24 protein-coding genes are annotated in these 26,787 nt (G+C 67.7%); 11 read left to right on the top strand and 13 right to left on the bottom strand.

The annotated features are described in order from the left end of the window. Window positions 1-40: 40 nt before the first annotated feature. Window positions 41-2,215 carry a malate synthase G gene (locus tag HNR28_RS16790; RefSeq protein ID WP_151024147.1) on the top strand — a complete coding sequence of 725 codons (2,175 nt, stop codon included), beginning with the start codon at window positions 41-43 and terminating at the stop codon, window positions 2,213-2,215. Between the two features lie 143 nt (window positions 2,216-2,358). On the opposite strand, the gene HNR28_RS16785 is transcribed toward HNR28_RS16790, so the two are convergent. Further along, window positions 2,359-3,480 carry a 5-methyltetrahydropteroyltriglutamate--homocysteine S-methyltransferase gene (locus HNR28_RS16785; protein WP_043679195.1) on the bottom strand — a complete coding sequence of 374 codons (1,122 nt, stop codon included), beginning with the start codon at window positions 3,478-3,480 and terminating at the stop codon, window positions 2,359-2,361. Between the two features lie 184 nt (window positions 3,481-3,664). Between HNR28_RS16785 and HNR28_RS16780 the strand changes: the two genes are divergently transcribed. Then, a complete protein-coding gene (locus HNR28_RS16780) occupies window positions 3,665-4,903 on the top strand; it encodes a TIGR03862 family flavoprotein (RefSeq protein WP_282958939.1) in 1,239 nt (412 codons plus the stop codon). A gap of 38 nt (window positions 4,904-4,941) precedes the next feature. Further along, window positions 4,942-5,472: a PIN domain-containing protein gene (locus HNR28_RS16775; RefSeq protein WP_409360335.1), complete on the top strand. Its 531-nt coding sequence runs from the start codon at window positions 4,942-4,944 to the stop codon at window positions 5,470-5,472. A gap of 85 nt (window positions 5,473-5,557) precedes the next feature. Here HNR28_RS16775 and HNR28_RS16770 read toward each other — a convergent pair whose 3' ends face one another. After that, on the bottom strand, window positions 5,558-6,748 hold the full coding sequence (locus HNR28_RS16770; RefSeq protein WP_151024146.1) for an acetylornithine transaminase: 1,191 nt from the start codon (window positions 6,746-6,748) through the stop codon (window positions 5,558-5,560). A 138-nt stretch (window positions 6,749-6,886) separates the two neighbouring features. Then, the gene (locus HNR28_RS16765) at window positions 6,887-7,780 is read right to left on the bottom strand and encodes an EamA family transporter (RefSeq protein WP_151024145.1); all 894 of its coding nucleotides are present in this window, start codon (window positions 7,778-7,780) and stop codon (window positions 6,887-6,889) included. A 299-nt stretch (window positions 7,781-8,079) separates the two neighbouring features. Here HNR28_RS16765 and HNR28_RS16760 point away from each other — a divergent pair, with 299 nt between their 5' ends. After that, a complete protein-coding gene (locus HNR28_RS16760; RefSeq protein ID WP_170288432.1) occupies window positions 8,080-8,952 on the top strand; it encodes an MOSC domain-containing protein in 873 nt (290 codons plus the stop codon). 177 nt (window positions 8,953-9,129) lie between these two features. Here the strand turns inward: HNR28_RS16760 and dinB are convergent, their stop codons facing one another. After that, the gene (dinB, locus tag HNR28_RS16755) at window positions 9,130-10,263 is read right to left on the bottom strand and encodes a DNA polymerase IV (RefSeq protein ID WP_151024143.1); all 1,134 of its coding nucleotides are present in this window, start codon (window positions 10,261-10,263) and stop codon (window positions 9,130-9,132) included. A gap of 108 nt (window positions 10,264-10,371) precedes the next feature. Here dinB and HNR28_RS16750 point away from each other — a divergent pair, with 108 nt between their 5' ends. After that, window positions 10,372-10,656 (top strand): heavy-metal-associated domain-containing protein, encoded by a 285-nt coding sequence (locus HNR28_RS16750; RefSeq protein ID WP_052355503.1) that lies wholly within the window; start codon window positions 10,372-10,374, stop codon window positions 10,654-10,656. Between the two features lie 255 nt (window positions 10,657-10,911). Here HNR28_RS16750 and HNR28_RS16745 read toward each other — a convergent pair whose 3' ends face one another. The 4 genes from HNR28_RS16745 to HNR28_RS16730 all read right to left on the bottom strand — a co-directional run bounded on the left by HNR28_RS16745 (window position 10,912) and on the right by HNR28_RS16730 (window position 13,952). Next, window positions 10,912-11,322, bottom strand: a complete 411-nt coding sequence (locus HNR28_RS16745) for a hemerythrin domain-containing protein (protein ID WP_170288431.1) — start codon at window positions 11,320-11,322, stop codon at window positions 10,912-10,914. A gap of 219 nt (window positions 11,323-11,541) precedes the next feature. Next, a complete protein-coding gene (locus HNR28_RS16740; protein ID WP_151024141.1) occupies window positions 11,542-12,816 on the bottom strand; it encodes an MFS transporter in 1,275 nt (424 codons plus the stop codon). Window positions 12,817-12,933: 117 nt separating this feature from the next. After that, a complete protein-coding gene (locus HNR28_RS16735; protein WP_043679176.1) occupies window positions 12,934-13,359 on the bottom strand; it encodes an organic hydroperoxide resistance protein in 426 nt (141 codons plus the stop codon). Window positions 13,360-13,460: 101 nt separating this feature from the next. Beyond that, entirely contained in the window at window positions 13,461-13,952 is a 492-nt protein-coding gene (locus HNR28_RS16730; RefSeq protein ID WP_043679173.1) for a MarR family winged helix-turn-helix transcriptional regulator, read from the bottom strand. 219 nt (window positions 13,953-14,171) lie between these two features. Between HNR28_RS16730 and HNR28_RS16725 the strand changes: the two genes are divergently transcribed. Next, complete coding sequence (locus tag HNR28_RS16725; protein ID WP_151024140.1) at window positions 14,172-15,281, top strand: NAD(P)/FAD-dependent oxidoreductase; 1,110 nt, start codon at window positions 14,172-14,174, stop codon at window positions 15,279-15,281. A 130-nt stretch (window positions 15,282-15,411) separates the two neighbouring features. After that, entirely contained in the window at window positions 15,412-15,708 is a 297-nt protein-coding gene (locus HNR28_RS16720; RefSeq protein WP_043679167.1) for an antibiotic biosynthesis monooxygenase family protein, read from the top strand. A 46-nt stretch (window positions 15,709-15,754) separates the two neighbouring features. Here the strand turns inward: HNR28_RS16720 and mnmE are convergent, their stop codons facing one another. The 5 genes from mnmE to rpmH all read right to left on the bottom strand — a co-directional run bounded on the left by mnmE (window position 15,755) and on the right by rpmH (window position 19,941). Next, on the bottom strand, window positions 15,755-17,236 hold the full coding sequence (gene mnmE, locus HNR28_RS16715; protein WP_043679146.1) for a tRNA uridine-5-carboxymethylaminomethyl(34) synthesis GTPase MnmE: 1,482 nt from the start codon (window positions 17,234-17,236) through the stop codon (window positions 15,755-15,757). Window positions 17,237-17,323: 87 nt separating this feature from the next. After that, complete coding sequence (yidC, locus tag HNR28_RS16710; protein WP_043679144.1) at window positions 17,324-19,009, bottom strand: membrane protein insertase YidC; 1,686 nt, start codon at window positions 19,007-19,009, stop codon at window positions 17,324-17,326. 139 nt (window positions 19,010-19,148) lie between these two features. After that, window positions 19,149-19,403: a membrane protein insertion efficiency factor YidD gene (yidD, locus tag HNR28_RS16705; protein WP_043679142.1), complete on the bottom strand. Its 255-nt coding sequence runs from the start codon at window positions 19,401-19,403 to the stop codon at window positions 19,149-19,151. After that, window positions 19,400-19,756 carry a ribonuclease P protein component gene (locus HNR28_RS16700; protein ID WP_043679139.1) on the bottom strand — a complete coding sequence of 119 codons (357 nt, stop codon included), beginning with the start codon at window positions 19,754-19,756 and terminating at the stop codon, window positions 19,400-19,402. Before HNR28_RS16700 ends, yidD begins: the two co-directional genes overlap by 4 nt. Window positions 19,757-19,806: 50 nt before the next feature. Next, window positions 19,807-19,941, bottom strand: coding sequence for a 50S ribosomal protein L34 (gene rpmH, locus HNR28_RS16695; RefSeq protein ID WP_043679136.1), 135 nt, complete (start codon window positions 19,939-19,941; stop codon window positions 19,807-19,809). Between the two features lie 252 nt (window positions 19,942-20,193). Here rpmH and dnaA point away from each other — a divergent pair, with 252 nt between their 5' ends. The 4 genes from dnaA to HNR28_RS16675 all read left to right on the top strand — a co-directional run bounded on the left by dnaA (window position 20,194) and on the right by HNR28_RS16675 (window position 26,459). Further along, the gene (gene dnaA, locus HNR28_RS16690) at window positions 20,194-21,612 is read left to right on the top strand and encodes a chromosomal replication initiator protein DnaA (protein WP_043679134.1); all 1,419 of its coding nucleotides are present in this window, start codon (window positions 20,194-20,196) and stop codon (window positions 21,610-21,612) included. A gap of 7 nt (window positions 21,613-21,619) precedes the next feature. Next, a complete protein-coding gene (gene dnaN, locus HNR28_RS16685) occupies window positions 21,620-22,732 on the top strand; it encodes a DNA polymerase III subunit beta (protein ID WP_043679131.1) in 1,113 nt (370 codons plus the stop codon). A 49-nt stretch (window positions 22,733-22,781) separates the two neighbouring features. Beyond that, on the top strand, window positions 22,782-25,235 hold the full coding sequence (gyrB, locus tag HNR28_RS16680; RefSeq protein ID WP_043679128.1) for a DNA topoisomerase (ATP-hydrolyzing) subunit B: 2,454 nt from the start codon (window positions 22,782-22,784) through the stop codon (window positions 25,233-25,235). Window positions 25,236-25,301: 66 nt separating this feature from the next. Then, window positions 25,302-26,459 carry an AAA family ATPase gene (locus HNR28_RS16675; protein WP_151025462.1) on the top strand — a complete coding sequence of 386 codons (1,158 nt, stop codon included), beginning with the start codon at window positions 25,302-25,304 and terminating at the stop codon, window positions 26,457-26,459. Window positions 26,460-26,787: the final 328 nt, after the last annotated feature.

Here is a 26,787-nt window from a genome sequence, read left to right as displayed (position 1 = left end):
TATAATCCAAGATTGACTTCCAGCTCATCCAAGGACCATCATGACCGATCGCATCTCCAGCCATGGACTCCAGATCGCCGCCTCGCTGCACCGCTTCCTCGAACAGGAGGCCCTGCCGGGCACGGGTGTACAGCCGGCCGCCTTCTGGGAAGGCCTGTCGGCGATCATCCATGACCTCGCCCCGCGGAACCGCGCCCTGCTGGCCGAACGCGACCGCCTCCAGGCCGCGCTGGACGACTGGTACGCCCGGCATCCCGGCCCCATCGCCGACCCGGCCGCCTACCGCGCCTTCCTGAAGGACATCGGCTACCTGAAGGACGCCCCCGCCCAGGTCGCCGTCACCACCGCCCACGTCGACACCGAAATCACCGCCCAGGCCGGCCCGCAGCTGGTCGTGCCGGTGATGAACGCCCGCTACGCCCTGAACGCCGCCAACGCGCGCTGGGGCAGCCTGTACGACGCCCTGTACGGCACCGACGCGATCCCCGAGACCGACGGCGCCGAACGCGCCGGCGGCTACAACCCGGTGCGCGGCGCGCGCGTCATCGCCTTCGCGCGCCGCTTCCTGGACGACAGCTTCCCCCTGGCGCGGGGCTCGCACGCCGACGCCACGGCCTACGCCGTCGTCCAGGGCGGCCTGCGCGTCACGCTGAAGGACGGCACCGCCACCAGCCTGGCCGACGACGGCGCCTTCCTGGGCCACCGCGGCGACGCCGCCGCGCCGCAGGCCCTGGTCCTGCGCCACCACGGCCTGCACGTCGAGATCCAGTTCGACGCGGACCATCCCATCGGCAGGACCGACGCCGCCCACATCAAGGACGTGGTCGTCGAAGCGGCCCTCACCACCATCATGGACTGCGAGGACTCCGTCGCCGCCGTGGACGCGGACGACAAGGTCCTCGCCTACCGCAACTGGCTGGGCCTGATGAAGGGCGACCTGTCCGAGGACCTGGTCAAGGGCGGCAAGACCCTCACCCGCCGCCTGAACCCGGACCGCGAATACACCGCGCGCGACGGCTCCGCCGCCCGCCTGCACGGCCGTTCGCTGATGTTCGTGCGCAACGTCGGCCACCTGATGACCAACCCGGCCATCCTGGACCGCGACGGGCGCGAAGTGCCCGAAGGCATCCTGGACGCCGTCTGCACCTCGCTGATCGCCATCCACGACCTGAAGGCGCGCAAGAACTCCCGCACCGGCTCGATCTACATCGTCAAGCCGAAGATGCACGGCCCCGACGAAGTCGCCTTCGCCAGCGAGATCTTCGGCCGCGTCGAGCAGCTGCTGGGCCTGGCGCCCAACACGATCAAGATGGGCATCATGGACGAGGAACGCCGCACCAGCGTCAACCTCAAGGCCTGCATCGCCGCCGCCACCGAGCGCGTGGTGTTCATCAACACCGGCTTCCTGGACCGCACCGGCGACGAACTGCATACGTCCATGCGCGCGGGCGTCATGGTGCGCAAGCACGACATGAAGGCCCAGGCCTGGATCCAGGCCTACGAACTGAACAACGTGCAGACCGGCCTGGAATGCGGCCTGCGCGGCCACGCGCAGATCGGCAAGGGCATGTGGGCGATGCCCGACCTGATGGCCGCGATGCTGGAGCAGAAGGTCAGCCAGCTCAAGGCCGGCGGCAACACCGCCTGGGTGCCGTCCCCCACCGCCGCCACCCTGCACGCCCTGCACTACCACCAGGTCGACGTGGTCGAAGTGCAGAAGTCCCTGGAAAGCCGCCACGAAGACTACACCGACCGCATCCTGACCGTGCCGGTCACCGCCGCGCCCACCTGGACGCCCAAGCAGATCCAGCAGGAGCTGGACAACAACTGCCAGGGCATCCTGGGCTACGTGGTGCGCTGGATCGACCAGGGCGTGGGCTGCTCGAAAGTCCCCGACATCCACGACGTGGGCCTGATGGAAGACCGCGCCACGCTGCGGATCTCCAGCCAGCACATCGCCAACTGGCTGCTGCACGGCGTGGCCACCCGCGCGCAGGTCGAGGAAACCCTGCGCCGCATGGCCGCGGTGGTGGACAAGCAGAACGCCGGCGACCCCGCCTACGAGCCGATGGACGGCCATTTCGACACGTCCTGCGCCTTCAAGGCCGCCAGCGACCTGATCTTCAAGGGCCTGGAGCAGCCCAACGGCTACACCGAGCCGCTGCTGCACCACTGGCGCCAGGTGAAGAAGGCGGAACTGGCCGCGAAGGCCTGACCGTCCTTCCAGCCGCATGAAGGGAAACGCCCCGGTTTCTTTTGGACCGGGGCGTTTTTCTTTCTGGGGATTTCAGAGGATCGGGCCGCAGGACCGGGCGCACGGCCGCGGCCCACCCCGCGGCGGACGCATCCCCCCGGGGCTCAGGCGTCGCCCCAGACCTCGCGGGCGGTCTCGACCACCAGCCGCAGCTTGGCGCGCTGGTCCTCGACGGCCACGTTGTTGCCGTGCACCGTGCTCGAAAAGCCGCATTGCGGCGAGAGGGCGAGCTGCTCCAGGGGGGCGTGCTTCGCCGCCTCGTCGATGCGGCGCTTGAGGTCGTCCTTGGACTCCAGCGCGCCGAACTTGGTCGTGACCAGGCCCAGCACCACGATCTTGCCGGCCGGCAGGAAGCGCAGGGGCCGGAAGTCGCCGCTGCGATCGTCGTCGTATTCCATGAAATACGCGTCCAGGTGCATTTCCGACAGCAGGGCTTCGGCCACCGGCTCGTAGTTGCCCTCGGCCGCGTAGGTGCTCTTGAAATTGCCGCGGCACAGGTGCATGGCCAGCACCATGCCCTCGGGCTTGCGCGCCACCACCCGGTTGATGAAGCGGGCGTAGCGGTGCGGCAGTTCGTTCGGGTCGTCGCCGCGCGCCTTGGCCGCCTCGCGCATGCGTCCGTCGCACAGATAGGCCAGGTTGGTGTCGTCCATCTGCACGTAGCGGCAGCCGGCGTCGTACAGGCTGCGCAGTTCCTGGCCGTAGGCCTCGGCCACGTCCTCGTAGAAATCGGGGTCGAGCTCGGGATAGGCCACGGCGTCGATGCCGGCGCGCCCGCCGCGGAAATGCAGCATGGTGGGCGAGGGGATGGTGACCTTGGGCGTGTGGCCCGCCGAGACCTGGCTCGCCAGGTACTCGAAATCGGCGCGCTGGATGTCGCGCGCATGACGCACCTTGCCGGTCACGAGGATCGACGGCGGCGCCAGGTGCTCCTTGCCGTCGGGTCCGGTCACCACCTTGGGATCGTCGGTGGTCACGCCATCGAGCTGGCGCAGGAAATCGAGGTGGAAGTACGTGCGGCGGAACTCGCCGTCCGTCACCGATTTCAGGCCGATGTCCTCCTGGAACCGCACGATCTCGGTAATGGCGCGGTCCTCGACGGCGCGCAGGGCGGCGGCGTCGATCTCGCCCCGGGCATGGCGCTCGCGCGCCTCCAGCAGATAGACGGGCCGCAAAAAGCTGCCGACGTGGTCGGCGCGGAACGGCGGGACGGTGCGTGTGGACATCGCGGTCTCCTCGGGGAATTTATTCATCATATTTTATTCAGTGCACTGAAGAACAACCCTGGAATTCTGCGTCAAGCGCGGGCCGCTGGCAAGCGGTCGCGCGACGCACGCTCCGGCCGCATCTCCTACAATCCCGCCCATCCCCCGCCGGCATGCGCGACGCGGGTTTTCAAGGACGACTCCTGTGCAATCGAATCCGATCGCCGTGATCGGCGGCGGCCCGGCCGGACTGATGGCGGCTGAAACACTGGCGACGGCGGGTGCGCGCGTCGATCTCTACGACGCCATGCCCTCGGTGGGCCGCAAATTCCTGCTGGCCGGGCGCGGCGGGCTCAACCTGACCCATGGCGAACCCCTGCCCGCATTCCTGTCGCGCTACCGCGAACACGCGCCCTGGGTGGCATCCTGGCTGGCCGATTTCGGCCCGCAGGCCTTGCGCGACTGGGCGCAAGGCCTGCGGGTGGACACGTTCGTCGGCACTTCGGGGCGAGTCTTTCCCGCCGCGATGAAAGCCGCGCCGCTGCTGCGCGCCTGGCTGCATCGCCTGCGCGGACAAGGCGTGCGCATCCACGCGCGCCATCACTGGACGGGATGGGATGAATCCGGCCGGCTGCGCTTCTCCACGCCGGCGGGCGAAACGCGGGTCAAGGCGGATGCCGTCATCCTGGCCTTGGGCGGCGGCAGCTGGTCCCGCCTGGGATCGGACGGCGCATGGGCGCCCATGCTGGCGGAAAAAGGCGTGGACGTCGCGCCGCTGCGGCCCGCCAACTGCGGATTTCGCGCGGACTGGAGCGCGCATTTCCAGGAACGCTACGCGGGCGAGCCCCTGAAATCGGTCGCCGCATGCGTACGCGAAACGGCCTCGGCGGACGTCGGCGCGAACGCCCCCTTGCGGCGCGGCGAAATCATGTTGACCCGGGACGGCCTGGAAGGCGGGCTGGTCTACGCCTTGTCCCCGGACCTGCGCCAGGCGCTGGACCGCACCGGCGAGGCCGTGCTGGCCATCGATCTGCTGCCCGACCGCGATGCCGCCTGGGTGGCCGGGCAGGTCATGTATCCGCGCGGCGCCAAGTCCTTGTCCAGCCATCTGCGCTCGCGCCTGAACCTGCACGGGGCCAAGACCGGCCTGCTGCGGGAATGCCTGGGCGGGGACGACTACGCCGATCCCGTCCGGCTGGCGGCGGCGATCAAACGGCTGCCCGTGCGGCTGACCGGCATGCGCCCCATGGACGAAGCCATCAGCACGGCGGGCGGTGTCCGCCCTCAGGCGATGGATGAACGGCTGATGCTGCTCGCCCTGCCAGGCGTCTTCTGCGCGGGCGAGATGCTGGACTGGGACGCGCCCACCGGCGGCTATCTGCTGACCGCCTGCTTCGCCGGGGGCCGCGCCGCGGCCAAGGGCGCGCTGGCGTGGCTGAATTGACTCCGCCCGCCATCCTGGTCCTCGACGCCTGCGTCATGATGTCCGGCCTGCAGCGCCGCCTGATGCTGGCGCTGGGCGCGCACGGCGTTTTCCAGCCCGCCTGGAGCGAACGCATCGGCGACGAATGGCGGCGCAACGCCCGGCGCATCTGGGACATTCCCGCCGCAAGCCTGCAAGCGGACTGGGACGCCATGCAGTCCGCCTTTCCCGGCGCCATGGCGCATGGAGCCGATCAATACGAACAGGGGCTGCGCTACAGCGATCCCAAGGACTGGCACGTCGTCGCCGTCGCCCGGGAAATGCGCGAACGGCATCCCGGCAGTCCGGTGGAAATCCTGACGCTGAACCTGAAGGACTTCAACCGGTCCGAACTGCGCCGCCTGGGCCTGTCCGCGCTGACACCGGATCGCAAACTGGCGGCCTGGTGGCCGGCGCACGAAACGCAGATCCGCCGGGCAATCGCCGAACTCGATGCCGCCGAGCCGCCCCCGGGCCGCCCCCGCCTGCCCATGCGCGAGCGGCTGGGCCGCGAACGCCTGCTCCAGCTGAACCGCCTGCTGTCGGCCTGAAGCGTGTGCCGCCGCGGACACGCCCTGCGCAAGAGGCGGGCGGGTTCGCGGGCGGAATGGGGAAGAACCGCCGAAGAGCCCCGGCTCAGGCGCGCGCCTTCGTGATCAGGTCGTCCAGCCAGGCGAGCATGGTGTCGATCTCGTCGGCCGTCACGTTCAGGGCCGGCATGAAGCGCAGCAGGTTGCCGCGCGGCGCGTTCAGCAGCAGGCCTTCCGGCGCGCGGTCGCGCGCGGCCTGGACCAGCGCCGGACCGTCGTCGCGGTCCATCACCAGCGCGCGCAGCAGGCCCTGGCCGCGCTCGCCCTTCATGCCCCATTTGTCCGACAGCGCCATCAGGCCGGCCGACAGCTGGCGTCCGCGGGCGTTGACCTCGTCCAGGAAGCCGGGCGCCGACAGCGTGTCGAAGATCGCCACGCCCACCGCCGTCATCAGCGGATTGCCGTTGTAGGTGCCGCCCTGGTCGCCGTGCTCGAAGCAGCAGACGGCCTCGCGCGCGCACAGCGCCGACAGCGGCACGCCGCCGCCGATGCCCTTGCCCAGCGTCATGATGTCGGGCTCGATGCCCGCGTGCTGGTAGGCGTACATCCGCCCCGTGCGGCCCATGCCGCTCTGGACCTCGTCCACGATCAGCAGCAGGCCGCGCTCGCGGGTCAGCGCGCGCAGGTCCTGCAGGAATTCGCGCGTCGCGGGGATCACGCCCGCCTCGCCCTGCACCGGCTCCAGCATCACGGCGACCGTCTGGTCGTCGATCAGCGCGCGCACCGAATCCAGGTCGTTCAGCTCGGCCTTGGGGAAGCCTTCGACCTGCGGCGCGAATTTCGTGTCCCAGCCGGCCTTGCCGGAGGCCGACATGGTCGCCAGCGTGCGGCCGTGGAAGCTGTGGTCGAAGGTGATGATCTTGTAGGCGCCCTTGCGATGCAGCTGGCCCCACTTGCGGGCGAGCTTGATGGCGCCTTCGTTGGCCTCGGCCCCGCTGTTGGCGAAGAACACGCGGTCGAAGCAGGAGGATTCGACGATGCGCACGGCCAGGTCGATGGACGGCTGGTTGTAGAAGGCCGGCGAGGGATTGATCAGCTGCTGCGACTGGCGGGTCAGGGCCTCGATCATGGCCGGATGGTTGTGGCCCAGGCAGTTCACGGCCCAGCCCTGGATGAAATCCAGATAGCGCTTGCCGGTGTGGTCTTCCAGCCAGGATCCCTGGCCTCGGACGAAGACCAGCTCCGGACGCGAGGTGATTTCCATCAGGGCGTTGAGCCCGGCGCGATCGATCGACATGAGTGCAGATTCCTGAAAAACGAAGTCCCGGCGGCACGGCGCCGCGCAAACCGATATTCTAAGACGGACGCAGGATCTGTCGGACCTTCGCGGCCCAGCGTCCCCCAAAAAACGCCCCCACGCTGCGCCTTCGGCTTGCTACCCCCCAAGGGGGCGCCGTTTGGCTCGGAGCGGTCCAGCGCCAAACAGGTTCACCGCCAGTCCGATCAGCACCACAAGTCCGCCCACCCACTGCAGCGGGCCCAGCCGCTCTCCCAGGAACCAGTCGGCGCACAGCAGCCCGACCACCGGGATCAGCAGGCTGAGCGGCGCGATGCGGGCGACCGGGTGGCGGGCCAGCAGCCGCCCCCACAGCACATAGCCGATCAGCGTCGCAATCCCCGACAGATAGGCCACCGCCCCCACCGCGCGCCAGCTGATGTGGACCAGGCTGTCCACGATCCGGTCCGGCCCCTCGAAGACGGCCGACAGCAGCAGGAACGGGAGCGGCGGCAGCAGGGCGCCCCACACCACCATCGGCAGCATGCGCACCGGTCCCGCGCACTTCAGCACCACATTGCCCGAGGCCCAGCTGAAGGCCGCCGCCAGGGTCAGCAGGAAGCCGGCCAGCGGCACCGCCGTCTCGCCCCCCGCGCCCAGGTCCAGCAGCGCCAGCCCGGCGGCGGCCAGGCCGATGCCCAGGACGTGGTGCGGGCGGACGGCCTCGCGCAGCACCAGCGCGGCGATCGCCACCGTGAAGAAGGCCTGCGCCTGCAGCACCAGGGACGCCAGGCCGGCCGGCATGCCCAGGTAGATCGCCAGGAACAGGAAGACGAACTGGCCCAGGCAGATGGTCAGCCCATAGCCGACGACGTAGCGCCAGTGCACCGCCGGCCGGGGCACGAAGAACACCGCCGGGAACGCCACGAACAGGAAGCGCAGGGCACCCAGCAGCATCGGCGGGATCTCGTCCACGCCCACTTTGATGACGACGAAATTGGCGCCCCACACCACGATGACGACCAGGGCGGCCAGAATGTCTTTCAAGGGCATGGGATCTCCTGCTTTCAACGCGCGCCGCGAAAGGCCGCGCCCGGGTGCGCGCGGGATCCGGCGAATCCTGCATGCTACGGCATTTCAGGCCTGTACGAACGGGCGGCGGGCCGCGCGCGAGCGGCGCCGGCCGGCGCAGCCATACCTTCACGGGCATCGCAGGAGCCGGCGGGCCACCATTGGCGCAATCCGTTCCCGCCGACACGCCCACCGGCATTCCCACCGGCATTCCCGCAAACCGTTCCCGCCGGCATTCCCGCCTTAGAATGTCCTCCTTTCTCCGTCACCGGCAGACCTCCATGCGCCTGGCCATTCACAGCCTGTACAGCTATCCCGTCAAATCCTGCGCCGGCATCGCCCACGAACGCGTCCGCGTCACCGGATCCGGCCTGGACTTCGACCGGCACTGGGTCGTCGTGGACGCCCAGGGCGTCTTCATGACCCAGCGCCAGCATCCCCGCATGGTGCTGATCCACCCCGAACCCGTCGCCGACGGCCTGTGGCTGCGCGCGCCCGGCCAGGCCGACTGTTTCGTGCCGCAGCCCCCCGAGCAGGCCGAGGCCGTGCCGGTCGCCATCTGGGGCACGCCCACCCTGGGCGCCGACCAGGGCGACGAGGCCGCCGCCTGGCTGAGCGCGTTCATCGGCGCGCCCTGCCGGCTGCTGCGCCTGCATCCCCGGGCACACCGCCTGGCCAGCGTGCCGCACGTCACCCGCTGGATCCAGACCCACCCCGACTGGCCGCAGTCCTTCCTGCCGGTGGAGCGCCACGCCTTCGCCTTCGCCGACGGCTTCCCCTTCCTGGTCGCCAACCTGCATTCGCTGGAGGAACTGAACGGCCAGCTGGGCGCGCAGGGCGGCGCGCCGGTGGACATGATCCGCTTTCGCCCCAACATCGTGCTCCAGGGCCTGGAACCCTACGACGAGGATCACCTGGCCGGATTCCGCACGGGCGGCGCCGGCTTCGCCTTCGTCAAGGCCTGCGCCCGCTGTCCCATTCCCAACGTGGACCCGCTGACGGGCGCCACGGCGGCCGAACCGGGCCGCACGCTGGCGCGGCACCGCCAGTTCGAGCAGGGGGTGCTGTTCGGCATGAACGCCATCGCCACCTTGCCGGAGGGCGAGACCTGGCTCCAGGCGGGCGACGCCATCGAGCCCGAATACGATTTCTGATGTGATTTCCGATGTCCGGATTTCCGGCCGCCGAGCGTACTGCGGCCGATTCCCGATTCCCAGTGCCCAATTCCCGATGCCAGTGCGCGATGCACGGTGCACGGTGCCGGTGCACGATTCCAGATTCCCGATTCCCGATTCCCGGTGCGCGACGCCCGACCCCGGAACGCCCGCCGCTCAGTACAGGTCCAGCTGCACCGGCTGCGGCCGCTCGCCCGCGCCCGCCGGCTCCAGCTTGCTGACCCGCACGCCCAGCAGCCTCAGGCGCCGCTCCAGCGGCACCCGCTTCAGGCACTGGCCGGCGGCCCGGTGGATCGCTTCGGCATCCGCCACCGCCGCGTCCAGCGTCAGGTCGCGGGTCACCACCCGGAAATCGTCGAAACGCAGCTTGATGCCCACCGTCGCCCCGCGCACGCCCTTGCGCGCCAGGTCTTCCGCCAGGCGCTCGCACAGGTCCAGGAAGATCCGCGACAGCAGCGGCCGGTCGCGGCGCACGTGCAGGTCCCGCTCGAACGTCGTCTCCCGGCTGAGGGACTTGGGCTCGGACTGCGTCACCACCGGACGGTCGTCGATGCCGTGCGACACGTCCAGCAGCCACTGCGCCGTGCCCAGCCCGAAATGGCGCTGCAGCAGCGCCGGCGCGGCCAGCGCCAGCTGGCCGACCGTCTCGATCCCCAGGTCCCGCAGCCTGCGCGTGGCCTTGGGGCCGATGCCGTTGATCCGTGACACCGGCAGCGGCCAGATGCGCCGCTCCAGGTCGCCGGGACCGATCAGCGTGATGCCGTCGGGCTTGTCCAGGTCCGAGGCGATCTTCGACAGCAGCTTGTTCGGCGAGATGCCGATCGAACAGCTCAGTCCCGTGGCCTCGCGCACCGCCCGCTTCAGGGCGCGGGCCAGTTCGACGGACTCCTGCGGCAGATCGGTGAGGTCGATGTAGATCTCGTCGATGCCGCGGTCCTCGATGCGGGGGGCGATCGCCGCCACGGCGGCCTTGAACAGGCGGGAATAATGGCGATAGGCTGGAAAATCCACCGGCAGCAGCACGGCGTCGGGCGCCAGGCGCGCGGCCTTCATCATGCCCATGGCCGAATGCACGCCCAGCGCGCGGGCCTCGTAGGTGGCCGTCGTGATCACGCCGCGCCCGACGTAGTCCCCCAGCCGCGGGTATTTCCCTTCCATGGGCTGCGGGCCGCCCCCGCCGATCACCACCGCCTGGCCGCGCAGATCCGGGCGGCGCAGCAGTTCCACGGACGCATAGAAGGCGTCCATATCCAGGTGCGCGATACGGCGGAGGGGGGCGGCGACGGGCATGGCACGAAAAGGCGGCGGCCCTGCTATACTAGCCGGCCTAGAAGATGTATTTCAAATGGATCTATAACCCTGCCCTCATCGAGGGCTTCCCCCGTTCGCGAGGACCCCATGGAAGCAGCAACCCTGAAGCGTTCTTCCCAGAAAACCGCCACCCTGCGCGTGGTCGGCCTGCGCGGCCCATCCTGCGCCGACACCGTGGACCGGGCCCTGGCCGCCGTGCCCGGCGTCTCCGAGGTCACGGTCTCGCTGGCCGATGAAAAGGCCACCGTCACTTTCGACACCGCCCAGGTCTCCGTCCAGCGCCTGCAGGTCGCCGTCCAGGACGCCGGCTACGAAGCCCTCAAGCCCGTCCACGGCGAAGACGGCAACTGCTGCGGAGGGTGTGGGGGATGAGACAGGGCATGGAATAGCCCCTGCGGGCTATTCCATGCCTGTCGAATCCGAGCGGCCTGCAAGCCGCGAGGTGGAGGGATGCTACAGGCCAAGAGCAGTCCCTGCGGACTGCCCCGTGCCGGAATTATCGGAGCCACCTGCAGGTGGCGACGTGGAGAGATGCTCCGGCTTGAGAGCCCCTGCGGGCTATTCCATGCCTGTCGAATCCGAGCGGCCTGCAAGCCGCGAGGTGGAGGGATGTTCCGGCTTGAGACCTCACAAAGCCTCGACCTGAGGATAGAACTCGGTGTTCTCGCGCTGGATCCTCCGATGCAGCGCCTTGAGCACCGTGTTGCAATCGCGCCGGAAGCCCTCCGGGTCGCCCTCGACCGCGGACTCCGCGCCCCAGCGCTCGACGAAATGGCCGAATCCGCTGGCCAGCGTCTTCATTTCCTCCTGGTATTCCCGCGCCAGGCGCGCCACCTGCGCGTCGGCCTGCTTTTCCAGGCGCGGATAGAGAATGTCGTTCTCGATCGAGAGATGCAGCGCGACCTTGGACTTCATCAGCCGGATCTCGTGCGCCAGCCCCGAGGCGTTTTCCGCGACGCCGGCCGCCGCCAGCTGACGCATGCGATGAATGATCTGCAGAATCTGGACATGCTGCTGCTTGAAGCGTTCGATATCCATGGGGCACCTGTGTTCGGATAAGGGGGCGATCAGGGGTGTCGTCCGCCCCGCTCGGATGCGCGGGCCGGATGAGCAGCACACTAGCATGGCTGCATTTCCGGCCACCACTTTTCCCACCACTTTCGTAATGTCTTTATCCGCACGGCCCCGCGAGTGTCTGTCCGAAGCGACAGTCCGTCGAGCCGGAGGGGAGGCCGCGCCGGCCTCCCGCGGCCCCGGTCACACCGTCCCGGTCAGCTCCGTGCCCGCCCGCGGCGCGCGCTGGTACGAGTAGTGCATGAACACCAGCGACACGCAGACCGTGCCGTAGAGCAGCATGAAGGCGCTGGAATAGACGCCGGTGATGTCCAGCAGCGCGCCGAACAGGATCGGCAGGACGAAGCCGCCCAGGCCGCCCGCCAGGCCCACCACGCCCGAGACGGCGCCGATGTTGTCCGAATAGTCGTCGCTGATGAACTTGAAGACCGAGGCCTTGCCGATGGCCATCGCCACCCCGACCACGAACAGCAGGATCGTGAACACGGTCGAATTCAGGCCGATATGCAGCGACACCGGCCCCTGCAGCGTCTGGATCGTCATCTGCGTCTGCGGATAGGACAGCAGGAAGAAGCAGACCCAGCAGACCCACATCACCCACCACGTCACCGCGTAGGCGCCGAAGCGGTCGGAAAACCAGCCGCCCAGGGCGCGCAGCACACCGCCCGGCAGCGAGAACACCATCGCCAGGAAGGCCGCCAGCGTCAGGTCGAAGCCGTATTCCGCCACGTAGTATTTGGTGGCCCACAGGGCGAGCGCCACGTAGCCGCCGAACACCACCGAGTAATACTGGCAGTAGCGCCAGACGCGGGGATCCTTCAGCACGCTCAACTGCTGGCGCAGGCCGACGGCGGACGGCGCCCGATGCGCCGGATCCGAATGGCTGAACAGCCAGAACAGCACCGCGGTGCCCAGCATCAGGGCCGCGTAGGCCCGGGGCAGCATCGTCCAGCCGAACGCGCCGATGACGAGCGGCGCCACGAACATGTTCAGGGCGGATCCGGAATTGCCGGCGCCGAACACCCCCATGGCGAAGCCCCGGCGCTCCGGCGCGAACCAGCGCGCCACGTAGGGGGTGCCCACCGAGAACGTCCCGCCCGCAAGACCCACGAACAGGGCCAGCACCAGGAACTGGGCATAGGTGGTCGCATACGACATCAGGTACAGCGGCGGCACGCAGACCAGCAGCACCAGCACGAACACGATCCGGCCGCCGAAGCGGTCCGTCAGCATGCCCAGAGGCACGCGCACCAGAGAACCGGTCAGCACCGGCGTGGCGATCAGCAGGCCGAACTGAGTTTCGTTCAGGCTCAACTCGGACTTGAGCGGCACGCCCAGGACCGAGAACATCGTCCAGACGGCAAAACAGACCGTGAAGGCGAACGTGCTGGAGAACAGCACGGACAGCGCCTTGCGCGAGGCGGCGGGCGCCGGCTGCGGCGCGGCATTCGATGACATGGAAATCTCCCTTTGCGGGGCGTCGGCCCCTCCGGAAGATCATACCCACATGCATCGTACGGTCATATGACCTAGGTCAGACGGCATGAGCGCCGCGGCGCCCATGCGCCCGCGGGCTTACTGCACCGTCAGCTTCACATCCACGTTGTTGCGCGTGGCGTTGGAGTAGGGGCACACCACGTGCGCCTTCTGCACCAGGCCTTCGAGCGTGGCGCGATCCACGCCGGGGGCGGAGATCTTCAGTTCCACGGCGATGCCGAAGCCGGTGGGAATGGGGCCGATGCCCACGGAACCGGACACCTCGGTCGCGTCGGGCAGCTTCACGCCGTCCTTGCCGGCGACCAGCTTCAGCGCGCCCAGGAAGCACGCCGAATAGCCCGCGGCGAACAGTTGCTCGGGGTTGGTGCCGTCGCCGCCGGCTCCGCCCAGTTCCTTCGGCGTGGACAGCTTGATCGCCAGGCGGCCGTCGGACGACTTGGCGCTGCCTTCGCGGCCACCGGTGGCGGTGGCGTGGGCGGTGTAGAGAACGTTTTCGACTGTCATGCTTGGACTCCTTGTGGTGCGATTCCAGGGACGCCGCCGGCACCACGATCGGCGGCGTTCCGTGAACGGGCTGGCCTGGGCCTGATCCGGATGGACAGGCCCTAGTCCGGCGCCGCGCGGTTTTCGAGGGTGGCGGACGCGGCCAGCAGGTGCGCCCGCAATTCCTCCAGCTCGGCCTTCAGCACCCGGGCGTGGTCGGGTGAGCAACCCGTGGCGCACAGCACGCCTTGCGGGACGGCGCCGGCGCGGCGCCACAGTTCGCGCCCGGCCGGTGTCAGCATCACGTGTACCTGGCGCTGGTCGTCGGCCGCGCGCTCGCGGCGCAGCAGGCCCAGGGCCTGCAGCCGCTTGAGCAAAGGTGTCAGCGTGGCCGAGTCCAGGTACAGGCGTTCTCCCAGCGCCGTGACCGTCGGCCCGTCGGCTTCCCACAGCACCAGCATCACCAGGTACTGCGGATAGGTCAGGCCCAGGCCCGCCAGGTGCTTGCGGTAGATCTTGCCCATCGCCAGCTGCGCCGAATACAGCGCAAAGCAGAGCTGGGCATCCAGCGTGAGGCTGATGGGCGGCTTGGCGGGGAGGTCGGTGCGATCCATGGGTACATTTTATATAGCGCGCTATTTAATAGCAAGCGATATTCTTGGAGACGGATCCAGGCGACGCGTCTTCCAGACGGTGAACGGGCCGCTTGCGCGAGCGGGCGCACGCGGCCGACCCGCCTGCCGGGACCGGGCCGCCGCACCGCCGTGCACCCCGGGCGTGCCACCGGCAAAGCGGCGATACACTGCCCCCCATACACTCGCAAGGAACCCATCATGACGGACCGTATCGACTGCGTCGTCATCGGCGCCGGCGTCGTCGGCCTGGCCGTGGCGCGCGCCTGCGCGCGGGCCGGTCTGGAAACCCTGGCGCTCGAGGCCGAATCCGCCGTCGGCACCGCCACCAGCGCGCGCAACAGCGAAGTCATCCATGCCGGCCTCTACTACCCGCGCGGTTCGCTCAAGGCCCGGCTCTGCGTCCAGGGCCGCCAGGCCCTGTACGACTACTGCGCGTCCCACGGCATCGCCCACCGGCGCTGCGGCAAGCTCATCGTCGCCACCCGCGACGAACAGACCGACGCCCTGCGGCGCATCGGCGCGGCCGCCGAAACCAACGGCGTGCATGACCTGCGCTGGCTGGACGCCGGCCAGGCGCGGACGCGCGAACCCGCGCTGCGCTGCGTCGCCGCGCTGGAATCGCCGTCCACCGGCATCATCGACAGCCACGGCCTGATGCTCGCCCTGCGGGGCGATCTGGAATCCGCAGGCGGCCTGCTGGCCCTGCGATCCCCTGTCCTGTCCGGCCGGGTCCTGAGAGACGGCATCCTGCTGCGCGTCGGCGGCGACGAGCCCATGGAACTCATCGCCCGCCACGTCGCCAACTGCGCCGGCCTGCATGCCCAGGCCGTGGCCGCCACGATCGACGGCCTGCCGTCCGCCAGCATCCCGCCCGGACGCTACGCCAAGGGCAACTACTACGCCCTGTCGGGCAAGGCACCGTTTTCCCGCCTGATCTACCCTGTCCCCGAACCCGGCGGCCTGGGCGTGCACCTGACCCTGGACCTGGACGGACAGGCCCGCTTCGGCCCCGACGTCGAATGGATCGACGCCCTCGACTACACCGTGGACCCCGCCCGCGCCGACGGCTTCTACACCGCCATCCGCCGCTACTGGCCCGACTTGCGCGACGGTGCCCTGCGCCCCGGCTACGCCGGCATTCGTCCCAAGCTGGCCGTGCCCGCGGGCCAGGACGCCGACTTCGTCATCCAGGACGCCCGCGCGCACGGCGTCCCCGGCCTGGTCAACCTGTACGGCATCGAATCCCCGGGCCTGACCGCCTGCCTGGCCATCGCCGGCGAGGTGATGCGCCGGCTGGAAGCCCCCTGAACCAGCGCCCCCCGCCCTGCCCGCCCGGAAACGCCCCAGGCGGGCATCGGCCCGGGCATCGACCGGCACGACGCATGACACGGTGCATAATCATGGCATCGTCCTCAACCTTCACCCACGGGAACCCGACATGATCCGCGAAATGGCCCACATCACCGTGAAACCCGGCACCCAGCCCGACTTCGAGGCCGGCGTCCGCAAGGCGCTGCCGCTCTTTCACCGCGCCCGGGGCTGCAAGCGCGTCGAGCTGCACCACATCATCGAAAAGCCCGAACAATACGTGCTGATGGTGTACTGGGAAACGCTGGACGACCACATGGTCCATTTCCGCCAGTCGGAAGATTTCCAGGCCTGGCGCGGGCTGGTCGGCGGGTTCTTTGAAAAGGCGCCGGAAGTGGTGCACTCGGAAGTGACGATCGAGGAATAAGCGCCGCCGGCCGCGGCGGGGCGGGCATCCGGCGCACCGCCTCCATCTACTTCCCAATACAAAACCGCGAAAAAATCTCCCCCAGCAGATCATCGCTGGTGAATTCCCCCGTGATCCCGCACAGCGCCTCGTGCGCCAGGCGCAGTTCCTCGGCGAACAGGTCCAGCACCTGATCGCTGTGCGCGGCATGCACGGCAGCCGCCTGCAGATGTTCGCGCGCCGCCTCCAGCGCGCGCACGTGCCGCTCGCGCGCCAGCCAGGGGGACTCCATCCCCGGCGTCCAGCCGGCGATGGCCAGCAGCCGGGCGCGCAGCGCATCCAGGCCCGCGCCGGTGTGGGCGGAGATCAGCAGCGGGGCATCGCCCCGTTCCACAGCCACGACATCACTCGATGGGGAGGAGCCCTTCTCGCGGCCCGCATGCCGCCCGGATTCGCCAGGCACGGCATTGCCGCCCGCGGGGACGACGCCATGTTCCGCCTCACCCACGAATCCCGTCTCCCGCGCAAGCAGATCCGCCTTGTTCCACACCCGCAGCACCGGCACCCCCGCCGGCAGCCGCCGCACGATCTCCGCGTCCAGCGGATCGTCCGGATGGCGGGCGTCCTGCAGGTGCAGGATCACCTGGGCGCGGGCGATCTCGGCCCAGCTGCGCTCGATGCCGATGCGCTCGACCGTGTCCTCGGTCTCGCGCAGGCCGGCGGTGTCCACGATGTGCAGGGGGATGCCGTCGATGTGGATCTGCTGCACCACGCGGTCGCGCGTGGTGCCGGCGATGGGAGTGACGATGGCGACGTCCTCGCCCGCCAGGGCGTTCAGCAGGCTGGACTTGCCGACGTTGGGCTGGCCCGCCAGCACCACGTGCAGGCCTTCGCGCAGCACCAGGCCCTGGCGGGCGGTGCGCAGGACGCCGTCCAGCGCGGCGGTGACGCCGCTCAGGCGCTCGGCGGCCTGGTATTTTTCCAGGAAGTCGATTTCCTCTTCGGGGAAATCCAGGGTCGCCTCGACCAGCATGCGCAGCTGCACGATGCGCTCGCTCAGGGCGTCGATCTCGGCGGAAAAGGCGCCCGACAGGGACGCCATGGCGCTGCGCGCCGCGGCGGCGGAGCTGGCCTCGATCAGGTCCGCCACGGCTTCGGCCTGGGCCAGGTCCAGGCGGTCGTTCAGGAAGGCGCGCTGGGTGAACTCGCCCGGCTGCGCCAGACGCAGGCCGATGTCCGCGCCGCGCGCCAGGCAGTCCTCCAGCACCCGCCGCAGCACGGCGGGGCCGCCGTGGCCCTGCAATTCCAGCACGTCCTCGCCGGTATAGGAATGCGGGCCGGGGAAGAACAGCGCCAGCCCTTCGTCCATGGTCTCGCCGTGCCGATCCTTGAACGGCAGGTAATGGGCATGGCGGGGCCGCAGGACCCGCCCGAACAGGCGCCGGGCATAAGCCGCCAGGTCGGGGCCTGAAAGGCGCAGCACGCCGATCCCGCCCCGGCCGGGCGCGGTGGCGATGGCGATGATGGGGTCGGTGGAAAAGGCACTCATGCGATCACCGGAAGCGGATATCGGTCTCTTCAAAACAAAAACGGTGCCCCGAAGAGCACCGTTCAGAAGGCAAAACGCAGTCTAGCATCAGCTCGATGCCGAAGCCGCCTTTTCCCGGTCCAGCCGCACCATGATGATGCGCTGCTGGATGATGGACACGATATTGTTCACGCACCAGTACAGCACCAGGCCGGCCGGGAACATGAACATCATCCCGCCGAACACCAGCGGCATGATCATCATGATCTTGGCCTGGGTCGGATCGGGCGGCGTCGGGTTCAGCTTGATCTGCAGGAACATCGTCGCCATCATGATCGCCGGCAGGATGAACCAGGGATCGCGCACCGACAGGTCGTGGACCCACAGGATCCAGGGCGCGCCGCGCATCTCCACGCTGCCCAGCAGCACCCAGTACAGCGCGATGAACACGGGGATCTGCACCACCATCGGCAGGCAGCCGCCCAGCGGATTGATCTTCTCCGTGCGGTACATCTCCATCATGGCGGCGTTCAGCTTGGCCTTGTCGTCGCCGAACTTTTCCTTCAGGTGCTGCATGCGCGGGGCGACCAGCTTCATCTTCGCCATCGAGCGGTAGCTGGCGGCCGACAGCGGGTAGAACACGGCCTTGATCAGCAGCGTCAGCACCACGATGGTCCAGCCCCAGTTGCCCAGCAGCGAGTGCAGCCAGGTCATGAACTTGAACATGGGCTTGGCGATGATGGTCACCCAGCCGTAGTCCACCACCAGCTCCAGGCCCGGCGCCACCGCGCTCATCGCCTGCTGGTCCTGCGGGCCGACCCACAGGTTGGCCTCGACCGAGCGCTGGGCGCCCGGGGCGATGGCGCCGACCTGCTCGATGGTGCGGATGGCGTAGAGGTTGTCCGCCAGGCGCAGCGCCTGGTTGGTGCGCACCGTGCCCTGGGGCGGCACCCAGGCGCTGGCGAAGTAATGCTGCACGATGCCGATCCAGCCGTTGTCGGCCTGCTGAATGTAGCTAGCCTTGCCCTTGGCGATCTCGTCGAACTTCACCTTCTGGAACTTGTCTTCCGACGAATACACCGCCGCGCCGGTGAAGGTGCTGTAGAAGCCCGAAGTGTTCGGCGGATCGTTGCCGTCGCGCGTGAGCTGCAGGTACAGCGAAGGATCGATCGGCTGGTCGCCCAGGTTGGTGATGTCGTGGCGCACGCGGATGTCGTAGCCGTTGCGCGGCACGATGAAGGTCTTGACCACCTTCACCTGGCCGGCGGTGGCCTCGAAGGCGATTTCCACGCTGTCGCCCTTGGCGACGGGCTCCGGCGTCACCAGCGAGAAGGGCGTCAGGTGGGTCGGGTAGCCGCTGCCCTGCGGGGCGCCGACCACGCCGGTCTGGGCGACGTACGTGTCGCCCGGCTGGTCGTTCAGCAGGTACATCGGGCCGCCGTCGCCGTCCAGCGACTTGTAGTGCAGCAACTGGGCCTGCACCAGCTGGGCGCCGGTGGTGTCGAAGGTCAGGTCGTAGACGTCGGTCTTGAGATGGACCTTCCGCCCCTGGGGCTCGGCGGCCGAACCGGGCACCGTCGCGGGCGTCCCGGGCTGGGCCGGCGCGGCGGCCGTGGGTACGCCGGCTGGCTGGCCGGCGGCCTTGCCGTCCCCGGATTTGGCGGTCTTGGACTGCTCGGCGGGCGGCGTCAGGGAAAACAGCGACGGCTGGCCCTGGTAGACCTGCCAGTTGTTCCACAGCAGCAGCAGCGAGAAGGAAAAGATCATCCAGAGGATGGTGCGTCGAATGTCCATTGGCGCCTGTGTATTCGTATCGTATGGGTTCGGAGCAAAAGCTCATCAGTTTAACGTAGCAATCCTGACTGCGGCCCTAAGCGGGCCCGGGCCCGATGCGCCGCCTCCCGCCCGGCAGGAAGCGGGCCGCCGGACCGGCTCACCGGCGGTCCGTGCCGCGCACCGGCCGGACCGGACGCGCGGGCGGGACCGGATCGTGGCCGCCCTGGCACCAGGGATGGCAGCGGGCGATGCGCCGCGTGCCCAGCCACAGCCCCTTCGCCACCCCGTGGGTCTCGATCGCCTCGATGGCGTAGGCCGAGCACGTCGGGGTGAAGCGGCACTGCTGGCCCACCCAGGGACTGAGGAAGTACCGGTAGAAGCGGATCGGGGCGATGAACAGCGCGCGCATCATGGCGCGATCCTCGCCAGCAGGGCGTCGGCCTCGGCCCGGACCTGGCGCTTCAGGGCGCTCAGGCTGGCGGCGGGCGGACGGTTCACCAGGCGGAACACCAGGTCCCCGTCGGGCAGCGCGTCCCGGCGCAGGCGGAAGGCCTCGCGCAGGACCCGCTTGATGGCGTTGCGGGTCACCGCCAGGGGGGCGTGGCGCTTGGGCACCACCAGGCCCAGCCGGGCCGGGCCTTCGGCCGGACCGCGCGGGCCGGACACCACGAACAAAGCCCCTCGGGCGATACGCCGCCCTTTCAGGGCAGCCGCGTATTCCGAGGGGCGATGCAGCCGGGCCGCCGGAGGAAAAGCGGGTGGCATGGCGATCGTTCCGGGGCCTGGCCGGGCGCGGCGCGGCCCCGCAAGGAAAATCAGACGGCCAGGCGCTTGCGGCCCTTGGCGCGGCGGGCGCTCAGGACGGCACGGCCGGCGCGGGTCTTCATGCGCACGCGAAACCCATGGGTGCGCTTGCGACGGGTAACGGAAGGCTGGAAAGTGCGTTTCATGGTGGATCCAAAAGAGCTCGGGGCAAATGGTCCGGGACAATCCCCGGGACGAGGTCCCGGCATCACTCCGGGACAAAGCCGACAGGCACAATTTGCCCACGGCATCGAAAAGCCCATCATTTCATCAAATTTTTGAATTTGTGTCAATCACTTGGACGCATCCAGGCGCCCGCCGGGCCCGCGCGGCACGGTCGGGCTGTGGATAACTTTGGGCGGGAAAGGGTAGAATCGAGGTTTGGCAAGATGACCCCTATGAATGAATTCTGGCAGGCCTGCGTCCAGAGACTGGAACAGGAGCTCCCCCCCCAGCAGATCAACGCCTGGATCCGCCCCCTGGTGCCCCTCGACTACGACGAGGAACTCGCGATCCTGAGGATCGGCGCGCCCAACCGCTTCAAGCTCGACTGGGTCCGCAAGAACTTCTCCACCCGCCTGGAGTCGATGGCGTCCGACTGGTATTCCCAGGCGGTGCAGGTCCAGTTCGAGCTGTCCGTCCCCGCCGGCCGGCCTGCGCCCGCGGCGGCCCGCCCCGCGCCGCCGCCCTCCGCCCCGGTGCGGGCCGCGGACGCCGTCGCGGCCGCGCCGGCCGTGAGCCCGGCGCCCCAGGCCGCCCCCGTCCAGGCCGCCACCGAGGAATCCATCCAGGACCACTCCCGCCTGAACCGCGACCTCACCTTCGATAACTTCGTCATCGGCAAGGCCAACCAGCTGGCCCGCGCGGCGGCCATGCAGGTCGCCGAGAACCCCGGCGTGTCCTACAACCCGCTCTTCCTGTATGGCGGCGTCGGCCTGGGCAAGACCCACCTGATCCACGCCATCGGCAACGCCCTGCTGGCCAGCGGCGCCAGCACGCGGGTGCGCTACGTCCACGCCGACCAGTACATCTCCGACGTGGTCAAGGCCTACCACCGCCGCGCCTTCGACGACTTCAAGCGCTACTACCACTCGCTGGACCTGCTGCTGATCGACGACATCCAGTTCTTCGCCGGCAAGAACCGCACCCAGGAAGAATTCTTCTATGCCTTCGAGGCCATGGTGGCCCAGCGCAAGCAGATCATCATCACCTCGGACACCTACCCCAAGGAACTGTCGAACATCGACAACCGCCTGATCTCGCGCTTCGACTGGGGCCTGACCGTGGCGATCGAGCCGCCCGAGCTGGAAATGCGCGTCGCCATCCTGCTGCGCAAGGCCCAGGCCGAACGCATCGTCATGCCCGAGGAAGTCGCCTTCTTCATCGCCAAGCACCTGCGCAGCAACGTGCGCGAGCTCGAAGGCGCCCTGCGCAAGGTCTCCGCCTACGCCAATTTCCACGGCCGCGACGTGCTGACCGTCGAAGTCTGCAAGGAAGCCCTGAAGGACCTGCTGTCGGTCTCCAACAGCCAGATCACGGTGGAGAACATCCAGAAGACGGTGGCCGATTTCTATAAAATCAAGGTCGCCGACATGTATTCCAAGCGTCGGCCCGCAAACATCGCCCTGCCCCGTCAGATCGCCATGTACCTGGCCAAGGAGCTCACCCAGAAGAGCCTGCCGGAAATCGGCGACCTGTTCGGCGGACGCGACCACACCACCGTGCTGCACGCGGTGCGCAAGATCACCGACCTGCGCGCCAAGCAGACCGAGCTGAACCACGCACTCCACGTACTCGAGCAAACTCTCAAAGGATGACAAGAAGATGCAACTCATTCAAGCGACCCGCGATGCCGTGCTCAAACCCTTGACGATGGTGGTGGGGATCGTCGAACGCCGCAACACGCTGCCGATCCTGGCCAACGTGCTGATCCGCAAGCAGGGCAGCCAGCTCGAGTTCCTGGCCAACGACCTGGAAGTCCAGATCACCACGCGCGCGGGCTTCGGCGTGGGCGACGAGACCCTGGCCACCACCGTGGCCGCCCGCAAGCTGCTCGACATCCTGCGCGCCCTGCCCGAGTCGGGCGACGTCCGGCTGTCCCTGGACGAGGCCAAACTCACCGTCCAGGCCGGCCGCAGCCGCTTCGCCCTGCAGACGCTGGACGCGGCCGACTACCCCACGGTCACCCAGTCCGAGCAATGGCCGGCGTCCTTCTCCATGCCGCAGAAGGCCCTGAAGAACCTGTTCAACCAGGTGCACTTCGCCATGGCCCAGCAGGACATCCGCTACTACCTGAACGGCCTGCTGCTGGTGCTCGAACCCGGCCGCGTGCGCGCCGTGGCCACCGACGGCCACCGGCTGGCCCATGGCGGCGTCGCCGTCGAAGGCCAGGCCGCCACGCTGGACGTGATCATCCCGCGCAAGACCATCCACGAAATGCAGCGCCTGCTGTCCGACGACGAGCAGGCCGCCGTGCAGATCGACGTCACGGCCGGCCAGATCCGCTTCCGCTTCGACGACATCGAAGTCGTCTCCAAGCTGGTCGAGGGCAAGTTCCCCGATTACCGCCGCGTCATCCCCGCCGGCTACAGCCGGCACTTCGACGTGGCGCGCGACGTCCTCCAGGCGGCCCTGCAGCGCACCGCCATCCTCACCACCGACAAGCTCAAGGGCGTGCGCCTGCAGCTGGGCGACAACCTGCTGCGCCTGTCCTCGTCCAACGCCGAGCAGGAAGAAGCCCGCGAAGAACTGGAAGTCGACTACGCCCAGGAACCGCTCGACGTCGCCTTCAACGTCAGCTACCTGCTCGACGTGCTGGCCAACATCAAGACCGACACCGTGCGCTGGTCCGTCCAGCCCGACGCCAACGCCTCCGTGCTGATCACGCTGCCCAACGACGAGGAATTCAAGTACGTCGTCATGCCGATGCGCATCTGAGCGCCCCTCGGGCGCCCGCTCCGCCGACGGACTCAACCACAGGATTTTCATGTCAGACCTCACCTCCCAGAACACCGCGGCCGCCGGCTACGGCGCCGATTCGATCAAGATGCTCAAGGGCCTGGAAGCCGTGCGCAAGCGGCCGGGCATGTACATCGGCGACACCTCCGACGGCACCGGCCTGCACCACATGGTCTTCGAGGTCGTGGACAACGCCATCGACGAGGCGCTGGCGGGCTACTGCGACGACATCGTCGTCACCATCCACGCCGACAACAGCATCTCGGTCACGGACAACGGCCGCGGCATCCCCACCGCCATCCATAAAGACGACGAGCATCACCGCAGCGCGGCCGAGATCGTCATGACCGAACTGCACGCCGGCGGCAAGTTCGACCAGAACTCCTACAAGGTCTCCGGCGGCCTGCACGGCGTGGGCGTGTCCTGCGTCAACGCCCTGTCCGAATGGCTGCGCCTGACGATCTGGCGCAACGGCGAAGAGCACCAGATGGAATTCCGCCGCGGCGAACGGGTCGCCCCGCTGGCCGTCACCGGCCCGGCGGATCGCACCGGCACCCGGGTCCAGTACCTGGCCGACGCCGAGATCTTCAACAACATCGACTACACCTACGAAATCCTGGCGCGGCGCCTGCGCGAGCTGTCCTTCCTGAACAACGGCGTGAAGATCCGCCTGGTGGACGAGCGCACCGGCCAGGACGAGAACCTCGCCTTCCTGGGCGGGGTCAAGGGCTTCGTCCAGTACATCAACCGCGCCAAGACCGTCCTGCACGACAACATCTTCGCCGTCACCACCGAATCCGAGGCCGGCGGCGTGCGCGTGGGCGTCGAAGTCGCCATGCAGTGGAACGACAGCTACGCCGAGACCGTGCTGTGCTTCACCAACAACATCCCGCAGCGCGACGGCGGCACCCACCTGACCGGCCTGCGCGCCGCCATGACCCGGGTGCTGAACAAGTACATCACCGACAACGAACTCGCCAAGAAGGCCAAGGTCGACACCACCGGCGACGACATGCGCGAAGGTCTGGCCTGCGTGCTGTCCGTCAAGGTGCCCGAGCCCAAGTTCAGCAGCCAGACCAAGGACAAGCTCGTCTCCAGCGAAGTCCGCCCCGCGGTGGAAGAAGCCGTCAGCCGCACCCTGGAGACCTGGCTGCTCGAAAATCCCAACGACGCCCGCGCCCTGTGCGGCAAGATCGTGGAAGCCGCGCGCGCCCGCGAGGCCGCGCGCAAGGCGCGCGAGATGACGCGCCGCAAGAGCGTCCTGGAAGGCGCCGGCCTGCCCGGCAAGCTGGCCGACTGCCAGGAAAAGGACCCCGCCCTGTGCGAGCTCTACATCGTCGAGGGCGACTCGGCCGGCGGCTCCGCCAAGCAGGGCCGCGACCGCAAGTTCCAGGCCATCCTGCCGCTGCGCGGTAAGGTCCTGAACGTCGAAAAGGCGCGCTTCGACCGGCTGCTGTCCAGCGAGCAGATCACCACCCTGATCACCGCCCTGGGCACCAGCATCGGGCCGGACTTCAACATCGACAAGCTGCGCTACCACCGCATCATCATCATGACCGACGCGGACGTGGACGGCGCCCACATCCGCACCCTGCTGCTCACCCTGCTCTACCGCCAGATGCCGGCGCTGATCGAGCGCGGCTACGTCTACATCGCCCAGCCGCCGCTCTACAAGGTCAAGGTCGGCCGCGAGGAACGCTACCTGAAGGACGACGCCGAGGAAGCCCAGTTCATGCTGCAGCTGGCGCTCAAGGACACCGAGCTCACCCCGCGCGCCGGCGCCACGCCGATCGCCGGCGACGCGCTGATGGACCTGGCCCGCCAGTACGTCACCGCCGACTCGGTCATCGCCCGCCTGGCGCGCACGCTGGACGCCGAGGCCCTGTCGGCCATGGCCGAGGGCGTGCAGCTCAGCCTGGTGGACGAGGCCGCCGCCCGCGCCAGCGCCGCCGCACTGGAACAGGCCCTGCGCAACCCGGCCGATCCCCACGGCGTCCAGGTGGAGGCCCAGTACGACGAGATCGAGGAAGCCTGGCGCCTGGCGGTCATCCGCCCGCACTTCGGCAACCTGCGCGTCAGCGTGTTCGACCGCCATTTCGTGCGCGGCGGCGACTACGCCGTCCTGGCCCGCACCGCCAGGACCTTCCTGGGCCTGATGGGCGAAGGCGCCGTCGTGCGCCGCGGCACGGGCGACAAGCTCAAGGAAAAGCCCGTCTCCGACTTCCGCGAAGTCATGCAATGGCTGCGCGCCGAGGCCGAACGCGGCATCAGCAAGCAGCGCTACAAAGGCCTGGGCGAAATGAACCCGGAACAGCTCTGGGAAACCACCATGGACCCGACCGTGCGCCGCCTGCTGCGCGTGCAGATCGAGGACGCCATCGCCGCCGACGAGATCTTCGTCACCCTGATGGGCGACAACGTCGAGCCGCGCCGCGCCTTCATCGAAACGCATGCCCTGCAGGCGGGGAATATTGACGTGTGATGAAGGCACAGGCGGTACGAGCCTCGTACCATAAGTGGCGGCTATTTGAGATCAAGGTTACCTACAATGATTATTACCCATCTAAAGCTGACCAACTGGCGTAATTTCCGCGGGCTGGACCTTGATCTCAGCACCCGTAACTACATCATCGGTGCCAATGCTTCGGGAAAATCCAACCTGCTCGATGTATTCCGGTTTCTGCGTACCATCGCGAAACCCGAAGGCGGTGGCCTGCAAAAAGCCATCAAGGAAAGAGGCGGGCTCAGCAAGCTGCGCAGTCTGCATGCGCGCCAGAATCCCGCCGTTCTCCTCTGGATCGAAGTAGCAGAATCACCAGACTCGGACTCCGCCCGCTGGGAATACGAACTGTCTTTCAAGGCCGAAGGCAAAGGAGCCCAACGCGTACTGATCACTCGTGAACGGGTATCCCGAAATGGTCAGCAAGTGCTCCTCCGTCCGACGCCAGACGACCTGAAAGACACAGCCCGACTGACGCAGACATACCTTGAGCAGATCAACAACAATGTCGAATTCCGGGCTCTAGCTGAATTTTTCTCTGCCACCACCTATCTGCACCTCGTTCCACAACTCCTCAAGTTCGGAGAAGAAATCAGCAGCCGCATCATTGAGGATGATCCCTTTGGTCAAGGCCTCCTGCAGCGCATTGCCAGCACACCACAAAAGACACAAGCCGCCCGCCTGAAGAGAATCGGCGAAGCTCTTCAGGTCGCAGTCCCCCAGTTCTCTGTGCTCAGGTTCGAGAAAGACCCGATTACTGGTGCTCCCCACCTCGAAGCGTCATTCAAACACTGGCGTGGCAACGGAGCATGGCAACGTGAAGACCAATTTTCAGACGGCACCTTGCGTCTCATCGGGCTGCTGTGGGCACTACAAGAAGGTGACGGACTACTATTGCTGGAAGAGCCCGAGCTGTCGCTAAACGACGCTATTGTCGAACACATTCCACTAATGATCGACCGGGTTGTCAGACTGCTAAAACGGAAAACTCGACAAGTCATCATCACCACCCACAGTGACAATCTGATCGGTGCCGTCAATGACCCTCTCACCATCATTCTGTTAGAACCCAGCCCCAACGGCACCCACGCACGCACAGCTAACAGTGATGAGATTGCAGTTATGGAAGGCGGACTGACTCCTGCAGAAGTTCTGCTGCCAAAGACCAGGCCCCAACATATTTTTGATGTAGCGCTCTTTTCATGAACACCATCTTCGTGATTGGTGAAGATGCCCTGAGTTGTGAGATCGGGAAAAGACTGGTGGTCGAGGTAATGCAATGGGAAATTTCTCAATGCCCTATTGACTGCGGAGGCGTAACCAAGCTAAGGAAGGCACTTCCACGCTATTTGAACCTTGCTCGCCAATATCCCATCCTGTGCGTCGCAGATACTGACAGGAAATGTCCTAAGGAACTACTCAAGGCATGGTTTCCTGAGCGGTGTTTGTCAACGAAGATGTCCGGTAAATCATGCGGCACGTCTTATGGTTTCAGGTGATTCCTGATGCAGCTTTTCTGGGTTAAGCCAGACCG

The organism is Castellaniella defragrans (assembly GCF_014203015.1).
Classification (GTDB): Bacteria; Pseudomonadota; Gammaproteobacteria; order Burkholderiales; family Burkholderiaceae_B; genus Castellaniella; species Castellaniella defragrans.
This window is presented reverse-complemented; position numbering and strand designations above follow the sequence as displayed.